The organism is Streptomyces sp. NPDC059398 (assembly GCF_042751845.1).
Taxonomy (GTDB): Bacteria; Actinomycetota; Actinomycetes; order Streptomycetales; family Streptomycetaceae; genus Streptomyces.
Genome location: NZ_JBHYWP010000004.1, coordinates 24,378 through 43,509, shown reverse-complemented (window position 1 = coordinate 43,509; position 19,132 = coordinate 24,378). Strand labels below are relative to the sequence as shown.

The 19,132-nt window shown below is 72.1% G+C and carries 16 protein-coding genes and 2 pseudogenes; 7 read left to right on the top strand and 11 right to left on the bottom strand.

What is annotated here, in order from left to right; translation table 11 throughout:
* The first annotated feature begins 12 nt into the window (after positions 1-12).
* On the top strand, positions 13-2,238 hold the full coding sequence (locus ACFXBC_RS02800; protein ID WP_385017923.1) for an acetate--CoA ligase family protein: 2,226 nt from the start codon (positions 13-15) through the stop codon (positions 2,236-2,238).
* 186 nt (positions 2,239-2,424) lie between these two features.
* Positions 2,425-3,279, top strand: a complete 855-nt coding sequence (locus ACFXBC_RS02795; protein ID WP_385017921.1) for an enoyl-CoA hydratase/isomerase family protein — start codon at positions 2,425-2,427, stop codon at positions 3,277-3,279.
* 247 nt (positions 3,280-3,526) lie between these two features.
* On the opposite strand, the gene ACFXBC_RS02790 is transcribed toward ACFXBC_RS02795, so the two are convergent.
* The 4 genes from ACFXBC_RS02790 to ACFXBC_RS02775 all read right to left on the bottom strand — a co-directional run bounded on the left by ACFXBC_RS02790 (position 3,527) and on the right by ACFXBC_RS02775 (position 6,612).
* Positions 3,527-4,036, bottom strand: a complete 510-nt coding sequence (locus ACFXBC_RS02790) for a hypothetical protein (RefSeq protein ID WP_385017919.1) — start codon at positions 4,034-4,036, stop codon at positions 3,527-3,529.
* Positions 4,033-4,578, bottom strand: coding sequence for a SigE family RNA polymerase sigma factor (locus ACFXBC_RS02785; protein ID WP_385018125.1), 546 nt, complete (start codon positions 4,576-4,578; stop codon positions 4,033-4,035). The genes ACFXBC_RS02790 and ACFXBC_RS02785 overlap by 4 nt, the downstream gene beginning before the upstream one ends.
* Positions 4,579-4,720: 142 nt before the next feature.
* Entirely contained in the window at positions 4,721-5,674 is a 954-nt protein-coding gene (locus ACFXBC_RS02780; RefSeq protein ID WP_385017917.1) for a transporter, read from the bottom strand.
* The gene (locus tag ACFXBC_RS02775; protein ID WP_385017915.1) at positions 5,671-6,612 is read right to left on the bottom strand and encodes an ATP-binding cassette domain-containing protein; all 942 of its coding nucleotides are present in this window, start codon (positions 6,610-6,612) and stop codon (positions 5,671-5,673) included. Before ACFXBC_RS02775 ends, ACFXBC_RS02780 begins: the two co-directional genes overlap by 4 nt.
* Here ACFXBC_RS02775 and ACFXBC_RS02770 point away from each other — a divergent pair.
* Positions 6,546-6,851: a pentapeptide repeat-containing protein gene (locus tag ACFXBC_RS02770; RefSeq protein ID WP_385018123.1), complete on the top strand. Its 306-nt coding sequence runs from the start codon at positions 6,546-6,548 to the stop codon at positions 6,849-6,851. The two genes, ACFXBC_RS02775 and ACFXBC_RS02770, sit on opposite strands and share 67 nt — an antisense overlap.
* Before the next feature lie 96 nt (positions 6,852-6,947).
* Here ACFXBC_RS02770 and ACFXBC_RS02765 read toward each other — a convergent pair.
* A pseudogene (locus ACFXBC_RS02765) lies at positions 6,948-7,118 on the bottom strand (GntR family transcriptional regulator); the annotation flags it as partial.
* A gap of 175 nt (positions 7,119-7,293) precedes the next feature.
* On the opposite strand from ACFXBC_RS02765, the gene ACFXBC_RS02760 reads away from it, so the two are divergent.
* Positions 7,294-7,884, top strand: a complete 591-nt coding sequence (locus ACFXBC_RS02760) for a flavin reductase family protein (RefSeq protein ID WP_385018121.1) — start codon at positions 7,294-7,296, stop codon at positions 7,882-7,884.
* A 95-nt stretch (positions 7,885-7,979) separates the two neighbouring features.
* Here ACFXBC_RS02760 and ACFXBC_RS02755 read toward each other — a convergent pair whose 3' ends face one another.
* Entirely contained in the window at positions 7,980-9,323 is a 1,344-nt protein-coding gene (locus ACFXBC_RS02755) for an MFS transporter (protein WP_385017913.1), read from the bottom strand.
* Positions 9,324-9,542: 219 nt separating this feature from the next.
* Positions 9,543-10,223 carry a TetR/AcrR family transcriptional regulator gene (locus ACFXBC_RS02750; protein WP_385017911.1) on the bottom strand — a complete coding sequence of 227 codons (681 nt, stop codon included), beginning with the start codon at positions 10,221-10,223 and terminating at the stop codon, positions 9,543-9,545.
* 101 nt (positions 10,224-10,324) lie between these two features.
* On the opposite strand from ACFXBC_RS02750, the gene ACFXBC_RS02745 reads away from it, so the two are divergent.
* Complete coding sequence (locus ACFXBC_RS02745; RefSeq protein WP_385017909.1) at positions 10,325-11,290, top strand: NAD(P)-dependent alcohol dehydrogenase; 966 nt, start codon at positions 10,325-10,327, stop codon at positions 11,288-11,290.
* An 82-nt stretch (positions 11,291-11,372) separates the two neighbouring features.
* On the opposite strand, the gene ACFXBC_RS02740 is transcribed toward ACFXBC_RS02745, so the two are convergent.
* Positions 11,373-12,719, bottom strand: a complete 1,347-nt coding sequence (locus tag ACFXBC_RS02740) for an MFS transporter (RefSeq protein ID WP_385017907.1) — start codon at positions 12,717-12,719, stop codon at positions 11,373-11,375.
* 103 nt (positions 12,720-12,822) lie between these two features.
* Here ACFXBC_RS02740 and ACFXBC_RS02735 point away from each other — a divergent pair, with 103 nt between their 5' ends.
* On the top strand, positions 12,823-13,815 hold the full coding sequence (locus tag ACFXBC_RS02735) for a GlxA family transcriptional regulator (RefSeq protein ID WP_385017905.1): 993 nt from the start codon (positions 12,823-12,825) through the stop codon (positions 13,813-13,815).
* 69 nt (positions 13,816-13,884) lie between these two features.
* On the opposite strand, the gene ACFXBC_RS02730 is transcribed toward ACFXBC_RS02735, so the two are convergent.
* Positions 13,885-15,489, bottom strand: a complete 1,605-nt coding sequence (locus ACFXBC_RS02730) for an alkaline phosphatase D family protein (protein WP_385017903.1) — start codon at positions 15,487-15,489, stop codon at positions 13,885-13,887.
* A 295-nt stretch (positions 15,490-15,784) separates the two neighbouring features.
* On the opposite strand from ACFXBC_RS02730, the gene ACFXBC_RS02725 reads away from it, so the two are divergent.
* Positions 15,785-17,251: an MFS transporter gene (locus tag ACFXBC_RS02725; protein WP_385017901.1), complete on the top strand. Its 1,467-nt coding sequence runs from the start codon at positions 15,785-15,787 to the stop codon at positions 17,249-17,251.
* A gap of 154 nt (positions 17,252-17,405) precedes the next feature.
* On the opposite strand, the gene ACFXBC_RS02720 is transcribed toward ACFXBC_RS02725, so the two are convergent.
* Positions 17,406-18,455, bottom strand: coding sequence for a Zn-dependent alcohol dehydrogenase (locus ACFXBC_RS02720; RefSeq protein WP_385017899.1), 1,050 nt, complete (start codon positions 18,453-18,455; stop codon positions 17,406-17,408).
* A pseudogene (locus ACFXBC_RS02715) lies at positions 18,452-19,036 on the bottom strand (acyl-CoA dehydrogenase family protein); the annotation flags it as partial. The pseudogene ACFXBC_RS02715 and the gene ACFXBC_RS02720, both read right to left, overlap by 4 nt.
* Positions 19,037-19,132: the final 96 nt, after the last annotated feature.

Genomic DNA, 19,132 nt, shown 5'->3' with positions numbered 1-19,132 from the left:
CGGGCGGACACGATGCTTGGATCGACTCACGGCACCCTCACCACCGACTTCCATGCACGGGTGGTGGCCTGCGGGGAGCAGCCCCCCGTCACCGTCCACGGCACAGCGGCAGCAGAAGGCGACCTGGACGTCAGCGGACGCCCGGTGCACGCGCCCGTACCCGACCTCGACCGGTTCTTCCGGCCCGGCTCGGTGGCCGTCGTCGGCGCTTCCGACGCCGAGGGCCGGCCGAACACCGGGATCACCCGCCAGCTGATCGCCTGGTCGGAGCGGGTCGGCGCAACACTCCACCCGGTGCACCCGACCCGTACCGCCGTCTTCGGCCTGCCCTGCTCCCCCACCGTGGCCGACCTGCCGGAGCCGGTCGACCTCGCCGTACTCCTGGTCGCGGACCCGCTGCCGCTCATCCCCCAACTGGCCGACGCCAAGGTGAAGTTCGCAGTGGCCTTCGCCTCCGGCTTCGCCGAGACGGGCGAGCGGGGCGCGGACGCCCAGACCCGGCTGACAGCCGCCGTCGAGCGCTCGGGGCTGCGGCTGCTCGGCCCCAACACGAACCTCAACGCCTTCGAGAAGTTCCGCGACGACCTGGAGGGCCCGGCGGTCGCCCTCATCACCCAGTCCGGTCACCAGGGCCGCCCGGTCTTCGCCATGCAGGAGCTGGGCATCCGGCTCTCGCACTGGGCGCCCACCGGCAACGAGGCCGATCTGGAGACCTCCGACTTCATCTCGTACTTCGCCGAGCGCCCCGAGGTCGGCGCCATCGCCTGCTACGTCGAGGGCCTCAAGGACGGCCGGGCCTTTCTGCTGGCCGCCGACCGTGCGGCGCGGGCCGGGGTGCCGGTGGTGGCCGTGAAAGTGGGGCGTACGGAGACGGGGGCCAGGTCCGCCGCCTCGCACACCGGGAAGCTCACCGGCGCCGATCAGGTGGTCGACGCGGCCATGCGGCAGTACGGGGTGATCCGGGTGAACGGCCTGGACGAACTCCAGGACACGTCAGCCCTGTTGGCGCGGGCGAGGAAGCCGCGGGCCGACGGCGTGGTGGTGTACTCGATCTCCGGCGGCACGGGTGCGCACTTCGCGGATCTGGCGACGGAGGCCGGGATCGCCCTGCCGGTCCTCTCGGCGGAGAAGCAGGCCGAGCTGCACACCTGGATACCGGAGTACCTGAACGTCGCGAACCCCGTCGACAACGGCGGCCACCCGGTGGGCGACTGGCGCGGCCGGAAGATCATCGACGCGATCCTGGCGGACCCGGACGTGGGGGTGCTGATCTGTCCGATCACCGGCCCCTTCCCGCCGATGAGCGACCGGCTGGCCCAGGACCTGGTGGACGCGGCGGAGGCGACCGACAAGCTGGTGTGCGTGGTGTGGGGGTCGCCGGTGGGCACCGAGGAGGCGTACCGCACGACCCTGCTCGGCTCGTCGCGGGTGGCGACCTTCCGTACGTTCGGCAACTGCGTCACGGCGGTCAAGGCGTATCTGGACCACCACCGCTTCACCACCGGCTACCGCTCCCCCTTCGACGAGGCCCCCCGGACCCCGTCCCCGTCCTTCCGCAAGGCCCAGGCCCTGATGCGCCCGCACCAGCAGCTGAGCGAGCACGCGGCGAAGCAGCTGCTGCGGGCGTACGGGATCCGTGTCCCGCGCGAACAGCTGGTGACCAGTGCGGCTGCGGCGGTCCGGGCGGCGGGGCAGGTGGGGTACCCGGTGGTCATGAAGGCGTCCGGCGCCCAGCTCGGGCACAAGACCGAGCTGGGGCTGGTGAAGGTGGGCCTGACCTCGGCGAGCCAGGTACGGGACGCGTACCGGGAGCTGACCGACATCGCCCGGTACGAAGCGGTCGACCTGGACGGCATCCTGGTCTGCCAGATGGTGGAGCGCGGTGTCGAGATGGTCGTCGGCGTCACCACGGACGCCCTGTTCGGCCCGACGGTGACGGTGGGACTCGGCGGGGTCCTGGTGGAGCTGCTCGACGACACGGCCGTACGCGTACCGCCCTTCGGCGAGGACCAGGCGCGCGCGATGCTGGCCGAACTGCGATGCCACGCCCTGCTGGAGGGCGGCGTACGGGGTGCGCCCGCGGCGGATGTGGACGCGCTGGTGGAGGTGGTGCTGCGGATCCAGCGCATGGCACTGGAGCTGGGCGACGAGCTGGCGGAGCTGGATGTGAACCCGCTGATGGTGCTGGGGCGGGGGCAGGGGGCGGTGGCGCTGGATGCGCTGGCGGTGTGCCGGTGAGCCTCCCGGCCGAGGGCGCGGCCTGACCTTGCCCGGGGCTCCGGCCCCTGACCTCGCACGGGGCTCCGCCCCTGACCTTGCGCGGGGCTCAGCCCCCGGCCCCCGCTCCTCACCTGCCGGAGGGGCTGGCACCCACCCGCCCGCACCACCCCGAGCGCCGAGCCCCGAGCCCGAAAGGCAACCCGCATGTCCGATTCCTCTGATTCCCCGGATTCTCTGGATTCCCTGGATTCCCACAATTCCCTCGAGGAAGAAGCCGTCCTCCACACCGTCACCGACCACGTCTCCACCCTCACCCTCAACCGCCCGGCCGCGATGAACGCCCTCACCTGGGACCAGCGCGAGCGGGTCATCGGGCTGCTGGGCGCCGCGTCCGCCGACCCCGATATCCGTGCGGTCGTCCTCACCGCCACCGGCCGGGGTTTCTGCGCAGGCGCCGATCTGCGGGGCGGCGGCCCGAAGGCCCCGGCCGAGCGGGTCACCGGCGACGTGGCCCGTACGATCCGGCTCGGCGCGCAGCGGCTGATCGCGGCCGTACTCGACTGCGAGAAACCGGTGATCGCCGCGGTCAACGGCACCGCGGCCGGTCTGGGCGTACAGCTCGCGCTCGCCTGTGACCTCGTACTGGCCGCCGAATCGGCCCGGTTCATCGAGGTGTTCGCGCGCCGCGGCCTCGTCCCGGACGGGGGCGGCGCCTATCTGCTCCCGCGCCTGATCGGCCCGCACCGCGCCAAGGAGCTGATGTTCTTCGGTGACGCGGTGCAGGCGGTGGACGCCGAGCGCATCGGACTGGTCAACCGCGTGGTCCCGGACGAGGAGCTGCGGAAGACGGCCCATGAGTGGGCCGCCCGCCTGGCCCAGGGCCCCACCCGCGCCCTGGCCCTCACCAAGCAACTGGTCAACGCCGCACTGGAATCGGACCGCACCACCGCCTTCGCGGCCGAGGCCGCCGCCCAGGAGATCAATATGACGACGGCGGACGCGCAGGAGGGCGTCGCGGCCTTCGTGGAACGCAGGACACCGCGGTACCGGGGGCGGTAGGACCGGCCCCGCGGCCCGGCGCGCGTGGTGGAATGCAGGGGGTGGTGGCCCCGGTTCCGACGAGGCCACCACCCTCTGTGCTGCCTGACTCTGTACCGCCTGCCGCTGTACCGCCTGACTCTGTACCGCCTGACTCTGTACCGCCTGACTCTGTACTGCCTGACTCTGTACTGTCGCTGTCCGGTCGACCAGGACCGATCAGGATCGACCAGGACCGGTCAAGGTCAGGCCCGTTGTTGTGCCGGGGTCAGCGGTAGCAGGTGGTCACGAGGACCGTGTCACCCGCCTGAAGAACTGTCGGGGCGTGCGGCGAGAGCGACACCACCACGTCCTGCGACTTCGGGCAGTCGGCCTTCTTGACCCGGGTGAACTTGGGCGTGAGGCCGAAGTGGACGAGCCCCACCCTGGCCCTCGACGAACTCGCCCCGCCCAGCCGCTCCTTGGCGACCTTTCCGTCGCTGGTGCGGACGAGGAAGGTGGTGCTGTCGGCGGCGTGGCTGTCGGCGGCGGTCTGTACCGAGGAGTGCGCACCGCTGCCGCCGGTGGTGGCGGCCAGGGCGGTGCCCGCGCCGCAGGCCACGACCAGAGCGGTGGCGACACCGGCGATGGCGGTGACCCGCTTGCGGCGGGCCCCTCGCTCGATGACGGCCGTGTCGAAGTGCGGCGCCTTGGCCGTGTTCACGAAGTCGTTCATGGCATTCACCAGTTCCTGCTCGAAGGACGCACAGCCGGAAGGCCACGAATCGTCTGAACTCATCGGACACCTTCCATGGGCTGCTGCGGTGAAGGGCCGGCGAGTGCGGGGAACTGGCCTCTGAGCTTGTCGAGGCCGCGAACGAGCTGCGAACGCACGGTACTTGGCGAGATCTTCAGGTCGGCCGCTATCTCCTCGTCCGACAGATCATGCAGGTACCGCAGCACCACGACCGTCCGCATGCGCATCGGCAGACCCTGGAGGGCCCGGACCAGCTGGTCCCTCGTGTCCACCTGCCCGTACTGGTCCCCGGGGGCGGCACGGTCGCCGCCGTCCTGCTGCGGGACCGTGCGGCGGAACCTCCGCCACCGGTCGTTGGCCAGGTTCACCATGATCCGCCGCACATACGCCTCCGGGGCGTCCTTGGCGGCGATGGTGCGCCACTTACGGCAGGCCCGCTCCAGGGTCTCCTGGACCAGGTCCTCCGCGGCCTCCCGGTTCCCCGTCAGGACGAGGGCCCCACGGAACAGTACGGCCGACCGGGAGACGACAAAGCCGTGGAAGTCGTACGGCGACTCCGCCGGGCCGGGCCTGCTGATTCCGATACGGACATCGTGCTCGGTTGCCAGATCCACATCCCCATCCCTTCCTGTCACCCCTCCTCGACGGGAAAGCGGCCCCGTCTGCTGCACGCACTCCGTGAGACCTGCGTCACACCGCGGGCGCCTGGTGAGGGGACGGCACGCTTCAGAGGCGGCGCCTGCGCAGCAGGCTCACGGTGAGCGCGACGCATGCCGCCGCCAGCACCAGCAGGGCAGCCGTCTCGATCCACTGGAACGTCCAGAAATCGGAGCTCGGGTAGACCTTGTAGTAGCGGCCGGTGTAGCTGTGTGCGGCCATGCACCGCTTGAGTTCGGCGCCCGAGAGTTCGCAGTTGCCGATCGGCTCGTGCCCGCCGGACGGGGTGATGTACCCCCAGTCCCCTGCCGAACGGGCGCTGCCGATGAGAGCCTTCGGTGTCATTCCGGGGCTCGACCGGGTGACCGGGGTGACCAGGCCGGTGTGGAAGCGGAAGGTGTTCAGTACGACCCGTACGCCCCCGATGACGACCAGCGCGACCCCCATCGCCGGCACCATCCGCCGCAGCACGAGCCCGGCGGCCGTTCCCGCCGCGAGGCCGAAGAGGGCGGCGGCCACCGCGGCCGGGCCGGTGGCGTCGAAGACCAGGCTGTCGGACCAGTAGAGGCCGTCCAGCGCGTTCGACACAGGCGCCCACCACCAGGCGAAGAGCCCGGCCAGCGCGGCTGAGACCAGCACCGTGCAGACCGCGGCGAAGGCGAACCGGGAGGCGAACCAGCGGACCGGCGAGATCCCCTGGGTGAGCGCCAGGCGGAAGGTGCCGCTCTCCAGTTCGCGGCCGATCAGCGGCGCGCCCCAGAAGAGACCGATGAGCACCGGCAGCACCGCGCCGGCCGCGCCGAGCACGCGCAGCGGTCCGGTGTTCTCCAGGACCAGCTGTGCGGCGTCGGCGCTGCAGTCGCCGTTCCAGCCCTTGCAGAGGGTGAGGTGCCGCGCGTCGATGAACGACACCGCGTCGGAGTGCCGGAACACGACCCAGACCGCACAGGCCACCAGCAGGGCGGCGCCGACGGCCAGCTGCGTACGCTGCTGGCGCCAGGCCAGCCAGAGTGTCCCCCTCACGCCGTCACCTCCCGCCGGGCCCGCGGCGACGGAGCCGGTGCGGGGGCGGCCGACGGGGCCGGGGTACGGAGGTGGGCGAGCAACACCTCTTCCAGGGAGGGGTGTTCCACCTCCCAGCGACCGCCGGAGAGTCCGCGCGCCGGCCCCCGCAGAAGGGCGCTCACCTGCCGGCCCGCGAGCGTGCACTCCACCACGGTGGCGCGGTCGAGCCCGGCCGGCAGCCCGTCGGGTGCCCCGGGGTCGGCGCGGCCGGTGACCAGGGTGTGGCCGTCGCGGAGATCGTAGGCATCACCGGTCAGCCGTACGCCGCCGTTCTGGAGCAGCAGCACGTAGTCGCAGACCTCCTCCAGCTCGGAGAGCACATGCGAGGAGAGCAGGATCGTGACCCCGCGGTCGACGACCTCGGTCATGAGCAGACCCATGACCTCATGGCGTACGAGTGGATCGAGGTCCGCCAACGGCTCGTCGAGCAGCAGCAGTTCGGGCTCCTTGCCGAGGGCAACCGCCAGGGCGACCCGGGTGCGCTGGCCCTGCGAGAGGGACCCCACCCTGGTGGTGAGCGGGATGCCGCCGGCGCGGACGACGGCCTCGGCGGCCTTGTCGTTCCACCGGCGGTTGAGCTCGCGCCCGAAGCGGAGGGTGTCGGCGACGGTGAAGCCGGGGTAGAGCGGTTTGTCCTGGGCGAGGAAGGACGTACGGTCCAGGGCCTCCTGGCTGCCGGGGGCGCCGCCGAAGACGCGGACGCTGCCGGCCGCCGGGCGGAGCAGACCTGCGGCGAGGTGCAGCAGGGTGCTCTTGCCGGCCCCGTTCGGGCCGACGAGGGCCGCGATCCGGCCCGCCGGTATCTCGAAGTCGCAGTCGCGCAACGCCCATGTGCCGCGGTACGCGTGCCCGAGCCGCTCGGCCCGTACCGCTGTCGGCAGGGTCGGAACACTCACTTTTCTACCTCCGGTGGTTCTGTTGGCTCCGTGGAGCGAGGCTCCGTGGAGCGAGGCTCCGTGGAGCGAGGCTCCGTGGAATGCGGGTCCGTGGAATGCGGGTCCGTGGAATGCGGGTCTGCGGGGCGTGGGTGGCTCTCGTCCAGGGCGTCGGCCACCAGGGCCGTCACGTCCTCCCGTTCGAGACCCTCCGCCCGCGCCCGCGCCAGCCACTCCGCGAGTTCGGTACGCAGCGGTGAGCCGGGAGCGGCGCCCGGAGTGGAGAGCGAGCGGAGGACGAACGTCCCCTTTCCGGGGCGCGGCTCGACGAGCCCTTCGCGTTCCAGCTCGCGGTAGGCCCGCAGCACGGTGTTGGGGTTGATGGCGGTGTCGGCCACCACCTGGCGGGTCGTCGGCAGCCGGTCACCCGGTTCCAGTGCGCCGAGGCGCAGCGCGGACTTCACCTGGTGGACGAGTTGCAGGTATGTGGCGATCCCGCTGTGCCGGTCGATCCGGAATGCGACCATCTCCACCTCCTTTCACTAACGTGTTAGTGAAAGGATGATGGCATGGGGTCCCGTTCACCCGCCGACCACCCCCCGGAACGGCGGCCGGGCCGCAGCCCAGCAGGGCGACGGCCGCACGGCCCTTCACATCTGACAGCCCGTCAGGTTCACTGAGGGGATGATGGGACACGCAGGGATGGCGGTCGCCGCCGTCCGATACCTCAGGTCGGTGGGCGCCCCGACGGCCACCGGGCCCGTCGACCCGCTCCCGCGCCCGGACCTGCGGGCGGTGGCCGACGACGAACGGCTGCCGGTCGACCCCGGTGAATTCCGCCGCGTACTGGGCCACTTCGCCAGCGGTGTCACCGTCATCACCGCACAGGACGACGAGGGCCCGGCCGGCTTCGCCTGCCAGTCGTTCGCCTCGCTCTCGCTGGACCCGCCGCTGATCGCGTTCATGGTCGCCCGTACGTCGACGACCTGGCCGCGCATCGCCCGCGCCGGGTCCTTCTGCGTCAACATCCTCGGCGCGGGCCAGGGCGCCCTGTGCCGTGCCTTCGCGGTGAGCGGCGCCGACAAGTTCGCCGGGGTGGCCCACGAACCGGCCCCCGCGACCGGTGCGCCGCTGCTCACCGGCGTACCGGCGTGGATCGACTGCCGCATCCACGCCGTGCACACCGGCGGCGACCACCTGATCGTGGTGGGGCGGGTGCGGTCCCTCGGCGGTACGGCGGAAGGCGAACCGCTGCTGTTCCACCAGGGGAAGTTCGGCCGTTTCACCGCCTGAGCGGTCACCGGCCGGGGCACGCGGCCTGAGCGGTCGCCGGCCGGGGCTCGGGAATCCGTACCCGTGCGTACCCCGTGCGTACCCCGCGGGCGGACTCAGCCCACCGCACCCGCCGTCGTACGCACCGGGCCCGCCGCGCGGGACCTGAGGACCAGGGCCATCAGAGCCGCCACCGCGCACATCCCGCCCGACGCGTACCAGATCACGTCGTACGAGCCGAAGACGTCCCGCACCACACCGCCCAGATAGGCGACCAGCGCCGCGCCCACCTGGTGGGATGCGAGCACCCAGCCGAAGACGATCGCGCTGTCCTCGCCGTAGTGCTCGCGGCAGAGGGCGATCGTCGGCGGGACCGTGGCGACCCAGTCCAGGCCGTAGAAGACGATGAAGAGGAGCATCGGCGGGTGGACGGAGGGCGCGAGCAGCATCGGCAGGAGGAGCAGCGAGATGCCACGCAGCGCGTAGTAGACCGCAAGCAGCCTGCGAGGCTCGAAGCGGTCGGTGAACCAGCCGGACGCGACCGTGCCCACGACGTCGAAGACACCGATCACCGCGAGCAGTGAGGCGGCGGCCGTGACCGGCATGCCGTGGTCGTGCTCCGCCGGGACGAAGTGGGTCTTCACCAGGCCGTTGGTGGACGCCCCGCAGATCGCGAAGGTCCCGGCGAGCAGCCAGAACGGACCGGTCCTGGCCGCCGCGACGAGTACCCCGACCGTCCGCCGGGCCGCGCCCGTGCGCGGGGGCGGCTTCGGTACGAACTCCGTTGCCCCGTAGGCCGACCGGCCCACGTCCGACGGATGGTCGCGCAGCAGCAGCCAGACCAGCGGTACGACCGCCAGCGCCGCGAGCGCCACCGTCACCGCGGCCGGGCGCCAGCCGTGGTGCACGACCAGCCAGGAGAGAACCGGCAGGAAGACCAGTTGCCCCGAGGCGCTCGCCGCGGTGAGGACGCCGGTGACCAGGCCCCGCCGGGCGACGAACCAGCGGTTGGTCACCGTCGCGGCGAAGGCCAGCGCCATCGAGCCGCTGCCGGCGCCGACCAGCACACCCCAGTAGAGGACCAGTTGCCAGGCGGCGGTCATCCACACCGTGAGCACCGAGCCCACCGAGATGACGGTGAGCGCGACGGCCACCACGCGGCGGATCCCGAAGCGGTCCATCAGCGACGCCGCGAAGGGCGCCGTCAGGCCGTACAGCGCGAGGTTCACCGAGACCGCGAAGCCGATGGTGCCGCGCGACCAGTGGAACTCGTCGTGCAGCGGGTCGATCAGGAGCCCCGGCAGCGAGGCGAAGGCCGCGGCGCCGACGATCGTCACAAAGGTGACGGCGGCCACCAACCAGGCCCGGTGCAGCCGGGGCCGGCCCGGGCCGTGGGGTGGCTGCGCGGGCTGTACGAGGGGCGCAGTCTGCGGGACGAGGGGTTCCGATGTCTGGGACACACCGCCAGCATCAGGGCACACGCCAGGGCCGTACGAGTGGCCGGAGGGACAGCCTTCGATATGATCGGGCCACCCACCTGGACCACCGCTACGTGCGTTGTCCTGTGAGGCTGAGGGCGCGACTGGCGGCATGAGTCAACGCCTCGCCGGTGGGCGAGCCCTGGTCCTTGCGATACCGCTGGATGACTGGACGTGCCCTGCGGCAGGCACCGTTCCATGTCAGGCTCTGGGGGACCGCTGTCCCTGGGGGCCGTCAGTTGCCATCGGGAAGCTGCGCAGTGTCAGCGCAGTCGGCGGGGGCAGCGGTCTGCTGGCCGGGTCGGTGCGGAACGACTGGAGCAGATAGGCCACCAGGCGCCGGGACGCTGCACCATCATCCGGTAGAGCGGTCACCAGGCCGCAGTGTGCCAACAGGACCACGGCGAGGTCAGAAGGGTGGAAATCGGCCCGCAGCGCGCCCGAAGCCTGGGCCCTGCGTACCAGAGTCGTGAAGTCCCGCTCGGCTCGTTGCCGGTACTGCGCGTGTTCCGACGTGCTTTCCGGGAAGGCCGCGACGAACGCGGCCGGGAACCCGCGTTCCTCCCGTTGCAGAGCGCAGACGGTCTCGACCAGCTGCTGGAAGCCCTGCCACGGGTCAGGGGCGGCCAGAGCCTCGGTGAGCGCACGCGCGCAGGTCTCCATCTGCTGCGCGAACGCGCCTCTCACCAGGGCGTCCCGGGTCGGGAAATGCCGGTACAGCGTCGCCACGCCGACCCCGGCCCGTCGGGCCACGGTCGCCATCGGGGCGTCGATCCCGTGCTCCGCAAAGACCGCACGGGCGGCGACGAGGACCCGCTCCCGGTTGCGCCGGGCGTCCGCCCGCACCCCGTCCCGGGCTGTGATCCGAGAGGATTCCGCCATCACTGTCTCTCGCTTCCGGTCCAAGCGGACGATTGCGTCCACTTAAGAGCTTACGGTCGATGCCAGATCCCTGTACGGCCCCCGGCGGCAAAGGCAGAACGATGAACGACCGGATGATGAAGGCAGTGCTCTACGACCGCTACGGCGACCCCGGTGTGCTCTACACGGGCCGCGTGCCACGCCCTGAGCCGGCCCCCGGGAGGGTCCTTGTGAAGGTGCGCGCGTTCAGCGTCAACGGCGGCGAACTGGCAGCCCGTGCCGGCCGCCTCCGCCTCCTGAGCGGCCGGAAATTCCCCAAGCGCGTCGGCTTGGACTTCACAGGCGAGGTCGCCGCACTGGGGGCCGGAGTCACACGGTTCGCGGCCGGCGACCGCGTATGGGGGGTCTTGGGCCGCGCCTCCGGGTTCGGCAGCGCCGCCGAGTACGTGACCGTACCCACCGAGCGGGTCGGCCGGCTCCCCGACGGCCTTGACCTGGTGGACGCCGCCGCACTGCCGGTGGCCACCACGGCCATCACCGCGCTGCGGGACAAAGCCGGGCTGCGCCCCGGCGAACGACTCCTCGTCCGGGGCGCGGCGGGCGGTGTCGGCAACGCTGCCGTCCAGCTCGGACGGGCGTACGGCGCAGAGGTCACGGCCCTGGCCCGCGCAGCCAACCTCGACTTCGTCCGCGGGCTCGGCGCGCACAAGGCCGTCGACCACCGGACCGTGCGGCCGGCGGAGTTGGGCCGCTTCGACGTGGTCGTGGACACCGCGGGGACCGATCTGCGGGCCTTCCGGCGCCTGCTGAATCCCGGCGGGCGCATGGTCACCATCGCCTTCGACCTGAAACGGCCCGCTGCGTCGCTCGGCTACCTCGCGGCCAGCACGGTCCACGGAAGCGGCCGGGTGCGCTTCTTCAGCGGCAACCCCACGCGGGCGGACTTCGACGACCTCGCCCGCCATGTGGTCGAGGGCAAGCTGAGCCCTGCGGTGGACACGGTCTTCCCCCTGGAGGAGACAGCAGCGGCACACCAGGCGCTGGAGGCGGGCGGCGTCCAGGGCAAGTACGTGGTCAGGGTCGCGTAGGACCACTCAGTGCCAGTGACCGTGCATGTACCGGATCCCCGTTGTACGCCAGACGCGTTCACCACCTCCCCGGACAGAACAACTAGAGCCCCAGCTCCGCCTTGCGCCGCAGCCCCCTGATCGCCGGTACCGCGAAGAGCACCCCGCACACCAGCACGTTGATCACCATCCCGGTCACCAGGACCCGCTTCATCCCGGCCGCCTCGGCGACCGGACCGGCCAGCGCCCGCCCCACCGCGAGCATGATCAGCGAACCGGCCACGTCGTATGCGTGCAGCCGGTTGAGCGCCTCGGGCGGTACATGGGTCTGGACCGTCGTCGACCACATGACGAGCCAGAACGCGAACGCCACCCCGCCGACGAAGAAGCCCGCCGACAGCAGGGCGAGCGGTACGTCGTACGCCAGCACCAGCAGATTGGCGATGACCCCGAACAGTGCGAAGGTGCCCGCGAAGAGCGGGCGGCGCGGGCGGGCGCGCATGGCGATCAGGCCGCCGACCGCGTTGCCCGCGCCGTTGACCGTCATCATCAGGCCGTACACCGCCGAGCTGTGCCGCTCGGTGACCACGACCGCCTCCAGCGGGGTGAGCGGCCCGAGCACCGTCACCCCGTACACGGTCCACACCGCGATCACGCCCCAGAGCCAGTTGCGCGCCCTGAACTCCCGCCAGCCGCCGACGATCTCGGCGACGAGCGTCTCCCCGTGGGTGCGGGCCATCGGCGCCATCCGGATGAGGAAGAGGGAGCAGCCGCTGACCGCGAAGGTCGCGGCGTTGACCCCGAAGACCGTGCCGGGGCCGCCCACTCCGGCCAGCGCACCGGCCGCCGCCGGGCCCGCCATCGTCGTCAGCGACTCGGCGACCCGTAGCAGCGCGTTGCCCCGCTGCACGTCGGGCACCACCTTGGGCAGCATGCTCGCGACGCCCGGCTGGAAGAGCGCGGCGCCCAGACCGTTGACCGCGCTCAGCCCGTACACCAGCCAGAGCGGCGGCGCGCCCGCCACGAAGACGACCGCGAGCACAGTCGTCGCCACCAGCCGCATCGCGTCGGCGAGCACCATCATCCGGCGCGGTGTGAACCGGTCGGCCAGCACCCCGCCCACGATGACGAAGCCCGCGAAGCAGACCATCCAGGCGCCCAGCGCGAAGCTGACGGAGGAGGCCCCGTGGCCGGTGTCGAGCAGGCCGGCGGCGAGGGCGACCGGGACCATGCCGTCGCCGAAGCGGGCCACGGTACGGGCGGTGAAGAAGAAGCGGAAGTTACGGTTCCAGAGGGTGAGCGGCTCGCTCGGCGGCCCGAAGGGGCTCCTCGGAGCGGCGGGGGCCGCGTGGGCGGTGGCATCGGCGGCGGGGGCCGCGTGGGCGGTGGCATCGGCGGCGGGGTGGGACGTGCGGGGAATGACCTGGTCGGCCGGGTGCTTGTCAGTCACAGTGTCCGATGCATATCAAGGACAGGTCTGGACCACCAGACCCGTCTCATCGGCCACCGCCCCGCCCGGTCACTGTCACCCGTTCTGCCCCAGGGAGGAACCCGTGCCCCGTCCGAACCCGCGCCCGCACCGCGTCGTCGTACTCGCCCTGGACGGAGTGCTCCCCTTCGAACTCGGCATCCCGCACCGCATCTTCAGCCGCCCCCGCGACACGGCGGGCCGCCCGCTGTACGAGGTGGTGACCTGCTCGGTACGCCCCCCGGGCCCGGTCCGTACGGACGCCGACTTCTCGATACTCGCCGAGTACGGCCCGGAGGAACTGGCCACCGCCGACACGGTCGTGGTCCCCGCCTCGTACGAACTGGGCCCGGTGTACGAGGAGGGCAGGCTGACGGCGGAACTGGCCGCCGCCTTCGACCGCGTCAGACCCGCCACCCGGCTGGTCTCCATCTGCACCGGAGGCTATGTGCTGGCCGCCGCCGGATATCTGGACGGCCGCCCCGCCACCACGCACTGGTCGTCCGCCGCGCACTTCCAGCGGCTGTTCCCCACGGTCCTGGTCGACCCGGGCGTGCTGTTCATCGACGACGGCGACGTCCTGACATCGGCGGGCGTGGCGGCGGGCATCGACCTCTGCCTCCACATCGTGCGCCGCGACCACGGAACGGCGGTGGCGAACGACGTGGCCCGCCGGACCGTCGTCCCGCCGCACCGGGACGGCGGCCAGGCCCAGTACATCGAACGCCCGCTGCCCGACGACCGCTCGGCGACGACGACCGCCGCCCGCGCCTGGGCCCTCGCCCGGCTGCACGAACCGATACAGCTGCGGGACATGGCCGCGCAGGAGTCGATGTCCGTACGGACCTTCACCCGCCGGTTCCGTGAGGAGGCGGGCCTCAGCCCCGGCCAGTGGCTCATCCGGCAGCGGGTCGAACGCGCCCGCCACCTCCTGGAGTCCTCGGACCTGTCGGTCGACCAGGTGGCCAGGGACGCGGGCTTCGGCACGGCCCAGTCCATGCGGCAGCACGTCCAGGCCGCGCTGGGGGTACCGCCGACCGTCTACCGCCGTACGTTCCGGACCCGGACCCCCGCGTGACGGTCCGGGTCCCCGGGAGACGGTCCGGGTGCGGGCCCGTGGGGAGAACGCGCCCGCGCCGCCGCCGGCTCACACCACCTGCACACCCGGCCGTCCCGACCGCACCTGGAGGCGGGCGAGCGTGCTGGCCTTGGCCTTCTTGCTGAGTACGGTGTCCACCACCCGGACCTGGGCGTCCACCGACGACTCCCCGATGTCGAAGAGGTGGTAGCCGCGGTGGGCGTCGATGACCTTCCAGTGCGGGTTGTCCGCCTTCAGCGGGTCCCACTGCTGGTGGAACACGGCCTGGTCCTGGTCCCCGTTGCTGGAGATCGACGTCCCCACGAACTCCGCCCCGACCACGGCTGACTTCGGGTCGGCGAAGTCCTTCTTCAAGTCGCTGATCATGGTCAGATGACGGTCGCCCGAGAGCACCAGCGGATTGCGCACCGACTGGAACTGCCGCATCAGCGCGTTCCGTTCGACCTGGTAGCCGTCCCATGCGTCGTAGTACCAGAGCTTGCCCTTGCCCGGGAGCAGATCGGTCTCGGCCATCATGATCTGGGAGGCGATGACGTTCCAGCGGGCGGGCGAGCGGGTCAGCCCGCGCAGCAGCCAGTCCTTCTGCGCCGCGCCCAGCATCGTGCGGGACGGCTCCTCGGCGCCCGCCTGGGTCGCGGCCTGGTCGGTGCGGAACTGCCGGGTGTCCAGGACGTTCAGCCGGATGAGCCGGCCGTAGTCGAAGCGCCGGTACATCTGGATGTGCGGACCGTGCGGCACCGCCGTGGCCCGGACCGGCATGTGCTCGTAGTACGCCTGGTACGCGGCGGTGAGCCGGGCGACGAACGCGTCGTGCGACTGCTTCGCCGGGTCCTGCGGAACCTCGCCCGCGAAGTCGTTGTCGACCTCGTGGTCGTCGAAGGTCACCACCCAGGGCGCGTACGCCTGCATGGCCTGGAGGTCGGGGTCGGTGCGGTACTGGGCGTAGCGGTTGCGGTACTCGTCCAGCGTGTACGGCTCGCCCTTGCCGGTGTGCACCCGTACGGAATTGGCGGCCGGGGCGGACTCGTAGATGTAGTCGCCCACGAAGAGGACCAGGTCAGGGTCTTGTGCGCGCATGTCGGCATACGGGGTGAAGTAGCCGTGCTGCCAGTTCTGGCAGGAGGCGAGTGCGATACGGAGGCTGCCGCCGGCCGCGAGCGGCGACGGCGCGGTGTGGGTCCGGCCGACCGTCGAGATCTGGCCATCGCAGCGGAAGCGGTACCAGTACTGGCGGCCGGGCCGGAGCCCCTTGGCGTCGGCGTGCACGCTGTGGGCCAGCGCGGGCACGGCCTGCTCGGTGCCGCTGCGGACGATCCTGGTGAACTTCGCGTCGTCGGCGACCTGCCACTCGACGGTGACGGGGGTGTCCGGCATGCCACCGCCGTTCACCAGCGGGTCGGGCGCGAGCCTGGTCCACAGCACGACCGCGTCCGGCAGCGGATCGCCCGAGCCGACCCCGAGTCTGAACAATCCGTCAGGAAGTTTCGGGGCCGCGGCTGATCCGGTGAAGGGGGCGGACACGGGCGCCGCGGCGGACGCGCTGCCGGAGAACGGAAGCTGCGCGGCCGCGGCGGCGCCGAGCGCGGCGGCCGATCCCGCGAGGAACCTGCGGCGGCCGGTGAGAGCGGAGCGTGCTGCGTCGTCTGCGGACATACGGATTGACTCCCTGGCTCCTGTGGGGTCTCTTGTCGCGGTTGAGATTCACAGGGCGAGGTGGCCGGGGGGCTGAACGCCACGCATCGTGCGCATGACAGTTCCCGGAAGCGTCGGCCGTTCGGCATCGGATCGCGCGAAATCCCTTGGGGCGCCTGGCCTGTACGGTGTCCGAGCGGTGACGGCGTGCTGAATTCCGGCCGGATCACGACTGCTCCGTACGGGAGGGAATGTGGCCCGAATGGGCACCCGCGCGGGGCGACCCGGCCGCCCCGCTCTCGTAAGGTGTCCGCCCATGGCTCTCCCCCCTGACGTTTCCGAAACCACTGCTGACCCGGCCCCGGAACCGGCTGCCGGTGCGGTGGTCGACCCGGCTGCCGGTGCGGTGGTCGACTCGGCTGTGGGACCGGTTCCCGTGCCGGTCCAGGTCCCGGTTCCGGGGCCGGCCCCGGTCCCTGCGGACGGTTCGGCCGGAGCGGACTGTACGGACGGTTCGGCCGGCGCGGACGGTACGGACGGTACGGACCGTGATGCCGCTGCGGCCGGTGGCGGGACGGCCGCGCTCCGGCGTGACCGGCGGTTCATGCTGCTCGCGTCCGCGCGGACCATCTCGGTCCTCGGCAACGCCTTCGCCCGGGTGGCGCTGGCGTTCGCGGTGCTCTCGCTGCCGGGGGCCACCCCCGGGCGGCTTTCGCTGGTGCTCGCCTGCCAGGCGCTGCCGCAGCTGGTCCTCATCCTGATCGGCGGGGTGATCGCGGACCGGATGTCCCGGTCCCGGCTGATGATGATCTCGGACTGGCTGGGCGCCGCCGCGTATGGCGCACTCGCCGCGATGGTGCTCACCGGGCACGCCCCGCTGACCGCGATGTGCCTGCTGGCCGCCCTGGCGGGCACGGCCAGTGCGCTGTTCGCCCCGGCGATGTCCGGTGTCGTCCCGCAGATCGTCCCCTCCGCGCAGCTCCAGCAGGCCAACGCCTGGCTGCGGGTCGGCATGAACGGCTCGACGGTGCTCGGGCTCGCCCTGTCCGGCGTGACCGTCGCCACCTTCGGCGCGGGCTGGGCGCTCGCCCTGAACGCGGCGTCCTTCGTGGTGAGCGCCGGGCTGATCCGGGGGCTGCGGCTGACGACGGCCGTACGGGCCAAGTCCTCCGGCTGGGCCGATCTCCGCGACGGCTGGCGGGAGTTCGCCTCCCGGCAGTGGCTGTGGGTCGTGGTCTGCCAGGCAGCCGTCATGGTGGCCGCGATCTCCGCGACCGCCGGGGTGCTCGGACCGCTGGAGTCGAAGGAACACCTCGGCGGGGCGGGTCCCTGGTCCGCCATCGTGGCCTCGCAGGCGGTGGGAACGGTCGCGGGGGCGTCGTTCGCCGTACGGCTACGGGTGCGTCGCCCGGTCCTCGTCGCGGTCCTCGCGGTCTTCGTGATCGCGGTACCGATGGCCCTGCTCGCCGCGCACGCGCCGGTCTGGGTGATCTGCCTGGCGATGTTCTGCTCGGGCCTGGCCAGCGATGTGTTCGGCGCGCTGTGGGAGACCACCATGCAGCGGGAGATCCCCGGTGAGGTGCTGTCCCGGGTCAGCTCCTACGACTGGTTCGGCTCCCTCGCCCTGGCGCCGCTGGGCCTGCTGGTGGCAGGCCCGATCGCGGCGGTCGTCGGGCCCCGGGCTGCGCTTGCCGGGTGCGCGGGGCTCACGGTGCTCGCGACGTGCGGGGCGCTGCTGTCGCCCCAGGTACGGAGGCTGCGGGCGCCCTCCGGGGACAGCTGACCGTTTTCCGGGGGCTCCGCCCCCGCACCCCCGCTCCTCAAGCTCCCCCAGCTACCGCTGGGAGGTGCCCCCAGGAGGGGCTTAACACGAAGCCCATCCGGCACTTGAGGAGCGGGGTCCGGGGCCGGAGCCCCGTGGGACGGTGCCGCACCGCTCAGAACGTCAGCACCCCCCGCGCCACCCGCCCCCCTTCCGCATCGGCCACCGCCCCCGCGAAGTCCTCCACCGGATACGTCCGGGTCACCAACTCGTCGAGGAGCAGCTCCCCCCGGGCGTACAGCCCCGCGTACAGCGGGATGTCCCGCTGCGGGCGTGAAGCCCCGTACCGGCAGCCGAGGATGGACTTGTCCAGGAACAGGGACGACACCAGGAACGACGCCTCCGCCATCGCGGGCGGGGTGCCCAGCAGGATCGCCTGACCGTGGCGGTCGAGGAGGTCGACGGCCTGGCGGATCAGCTCCACCCGGCCGACACACTCGAAGGCGTGGTCGGCGCCCTTCGGCAGGATGTCCCGTACGCCGTCCGCCGATGTGAGGAAGTGGGTCGCCCCGAACTGCCGGGCCACCGCCTCCTTCGCCGGGTTCGCGTCCACCGCCACGATCACCTCGGCGCCCGCGATCCGGGCGCCCTGAAGGACATTGAGGCCGATACCGCCGGTACCGATGACGACCACCGATTCACCGCGGTCGACCCTGGCCCGGTTCAGTACCGCCCCGACCCCCGTGAGCACCCCGCACCCGATCAGCGCCGCCGAGGTGAGCGGGATGTCCGCGGGGATCTTCACCGCCTGGACCGCCTTGACGACGGTGCGTTCCGCGAAGGCCGAGTTGGACGCGAACTGGTAGAGCGGTTCGCCGCCCCGCGAGAACGGCCGCCCCGGCCTGCCGATCGCCTTGCGGCACATCGTCGGCCGGCCGCGGTCGCAGTCGGCGCACGCCCCGCAGTTGGCGAGCGTGGAAAGCGCCACATGGTCACCGGGCGCCACATGCTTCACACCCGGCCCGACCGCCTCGACCACCCCCGCACCCTCATGGCCGAGCACCACCGGCGCCGGAAACGGGATCGTCCCGTCGATCACCGACAGATCGCTGTGGCAGAGCCCGGCCGCCGCGACGTCCACCAGGACCTCGCCGGGCCCCGGATCACGTATCTCCAGGTCGTCGACCACCTGGGCCTGCTTGCCGTCGAAGACGACACCCCTCATCTCGGCTCCCTCGGTAGGCCGAGCACCCGCTCGGCGATGATGGTGCGCTGGATCTCGTCGGAGCCGCCATAGATCGTGTCGGCCCGGCTGAAGAGGAACTGCCGCTGCTGTGCGTCGAGTTCGTACGGGCTGCTCGGCGCCCAGGCGGAAGGCCCGACGGCCCCGCCCGCACCCCGCACCTGCACCGCGAGCTCCCCGAGCCGCTGGTGCCAGCCGCCCCAGAGCAGTTTGGCGACGCTCGGGGCGCCCGCGTCGTCCGTACGCCCCAGGGTGCGCAGCGCGTTCCACCGCATGGTGCGCAGCTCGGCCCACTGGCGTACCAGCCGGTCGCGCAGCACCGGGTCGGCGGTGGCGCCCGAAGCGAGCGCCGCTTCGACGACCTCGGTGAGTTCGCGGGCGAAGCCGATCTGCTGGACCAGGGTCGAGACCCCGCGCTCCAGGGCGAGCAGGCCCATGGCGACCTGCCAGCCGTTGCCCTCGCCGCCGACCACGCAGTCGGCCCGCGCGCCGTCGAAGAAGACCTCGTTGAACTCGCTGGTGCCCGACATCTGCCGGATCGGCCGTACGTCGATCCGGCCCGGGGGGGGGAGAGGGGCGAGCACGGGGGGTATAGCAGGGTGTGCGGGGCGGGCGGGGGGGGGGGGGGGGCGGGACACGGAACACACAGACCACCCCCC

What these genes read in the sequence shown, in the direction of transcription:
- ACFXBC_RS02790 (WP_385017919.1), bottom strand. Translation starts at nt 4,036, where the DNA reads ATGAGTTCAGACGATTCGTGGCCTTCCGGCTGTGCGTCCTTCGAGCAG.
- ACFXBC_RS02730 (WP_385017903.1), bottom strand. Translation starts at nt 15,489, where the DNA reads ATGTCCGCAGACGACGCAGCACGCTCCGCTCTCACCGGCCGCCGCAGG.
- ACFXBC_RS02725 (WP_385017901.1), top strand. Translation starts at nt 15,785, where the DNA reads ATGGCTCTCCCCCCTGACGTTTCCGAAACCACTGCTGACCCGGCCCCG.
- ACFXBC_RS02770 (WP_385018123.1), top strand. Translation starts at nt 6,546, where the DNA reads ATGTGCCGCGGTACGCGTGCCCGAGCCGCTCGGCCCGTACCGCTGTCG.
- ACFXBC_RS02800 (WP_385017923.1), top strand. Translation starts at nt 13, where the DNA reads ATGCTTGGATCGACTCACGGCACCCTCACCACCGACTTCCATGCACGG.
- ACFXBC_RS02720 (WP_385017899.1), bottom strand. Translation starts at nt 18,455, where the DNA reads ATGAGGGGTGTCGTCTTCGACGGCAAGCAGGCCCAGGTGGTCGACGAC.
- ACFXBC_RS02795 (WP_385017921.1), top strand. Translation starts at nt 2,425, where the DNA reads ATGTCCGATTCCTCTGATTCCCCGGATTCTCTGGATTCCCTGGATTCC.
- ACFXBC_RS02750 (WP_385017911.1), bottom strand. Translation starts at nt 10,223, where the DNA reads ATGGCGGAATCCTCTCGGATCACAGCCCGGGACGGGGTGCGGGCGGAC.
- ACFXBC_RS02745 (WP_385017909.1), top strand. Translation starts at nt 10,325, where the DNA reads ATGAACGACCGGATGATGAAGGCAGTGCTCTACGACCGCTACGGCGAC.
- ACFXBC_RS02760 (WP_385018121.1), top strand. Translation starts at nt 7,294, where the DNA reads ATGGCGGTCGCCGCCGTCCGATACCTCAGGTCGGTGGGCGCCCCGACG.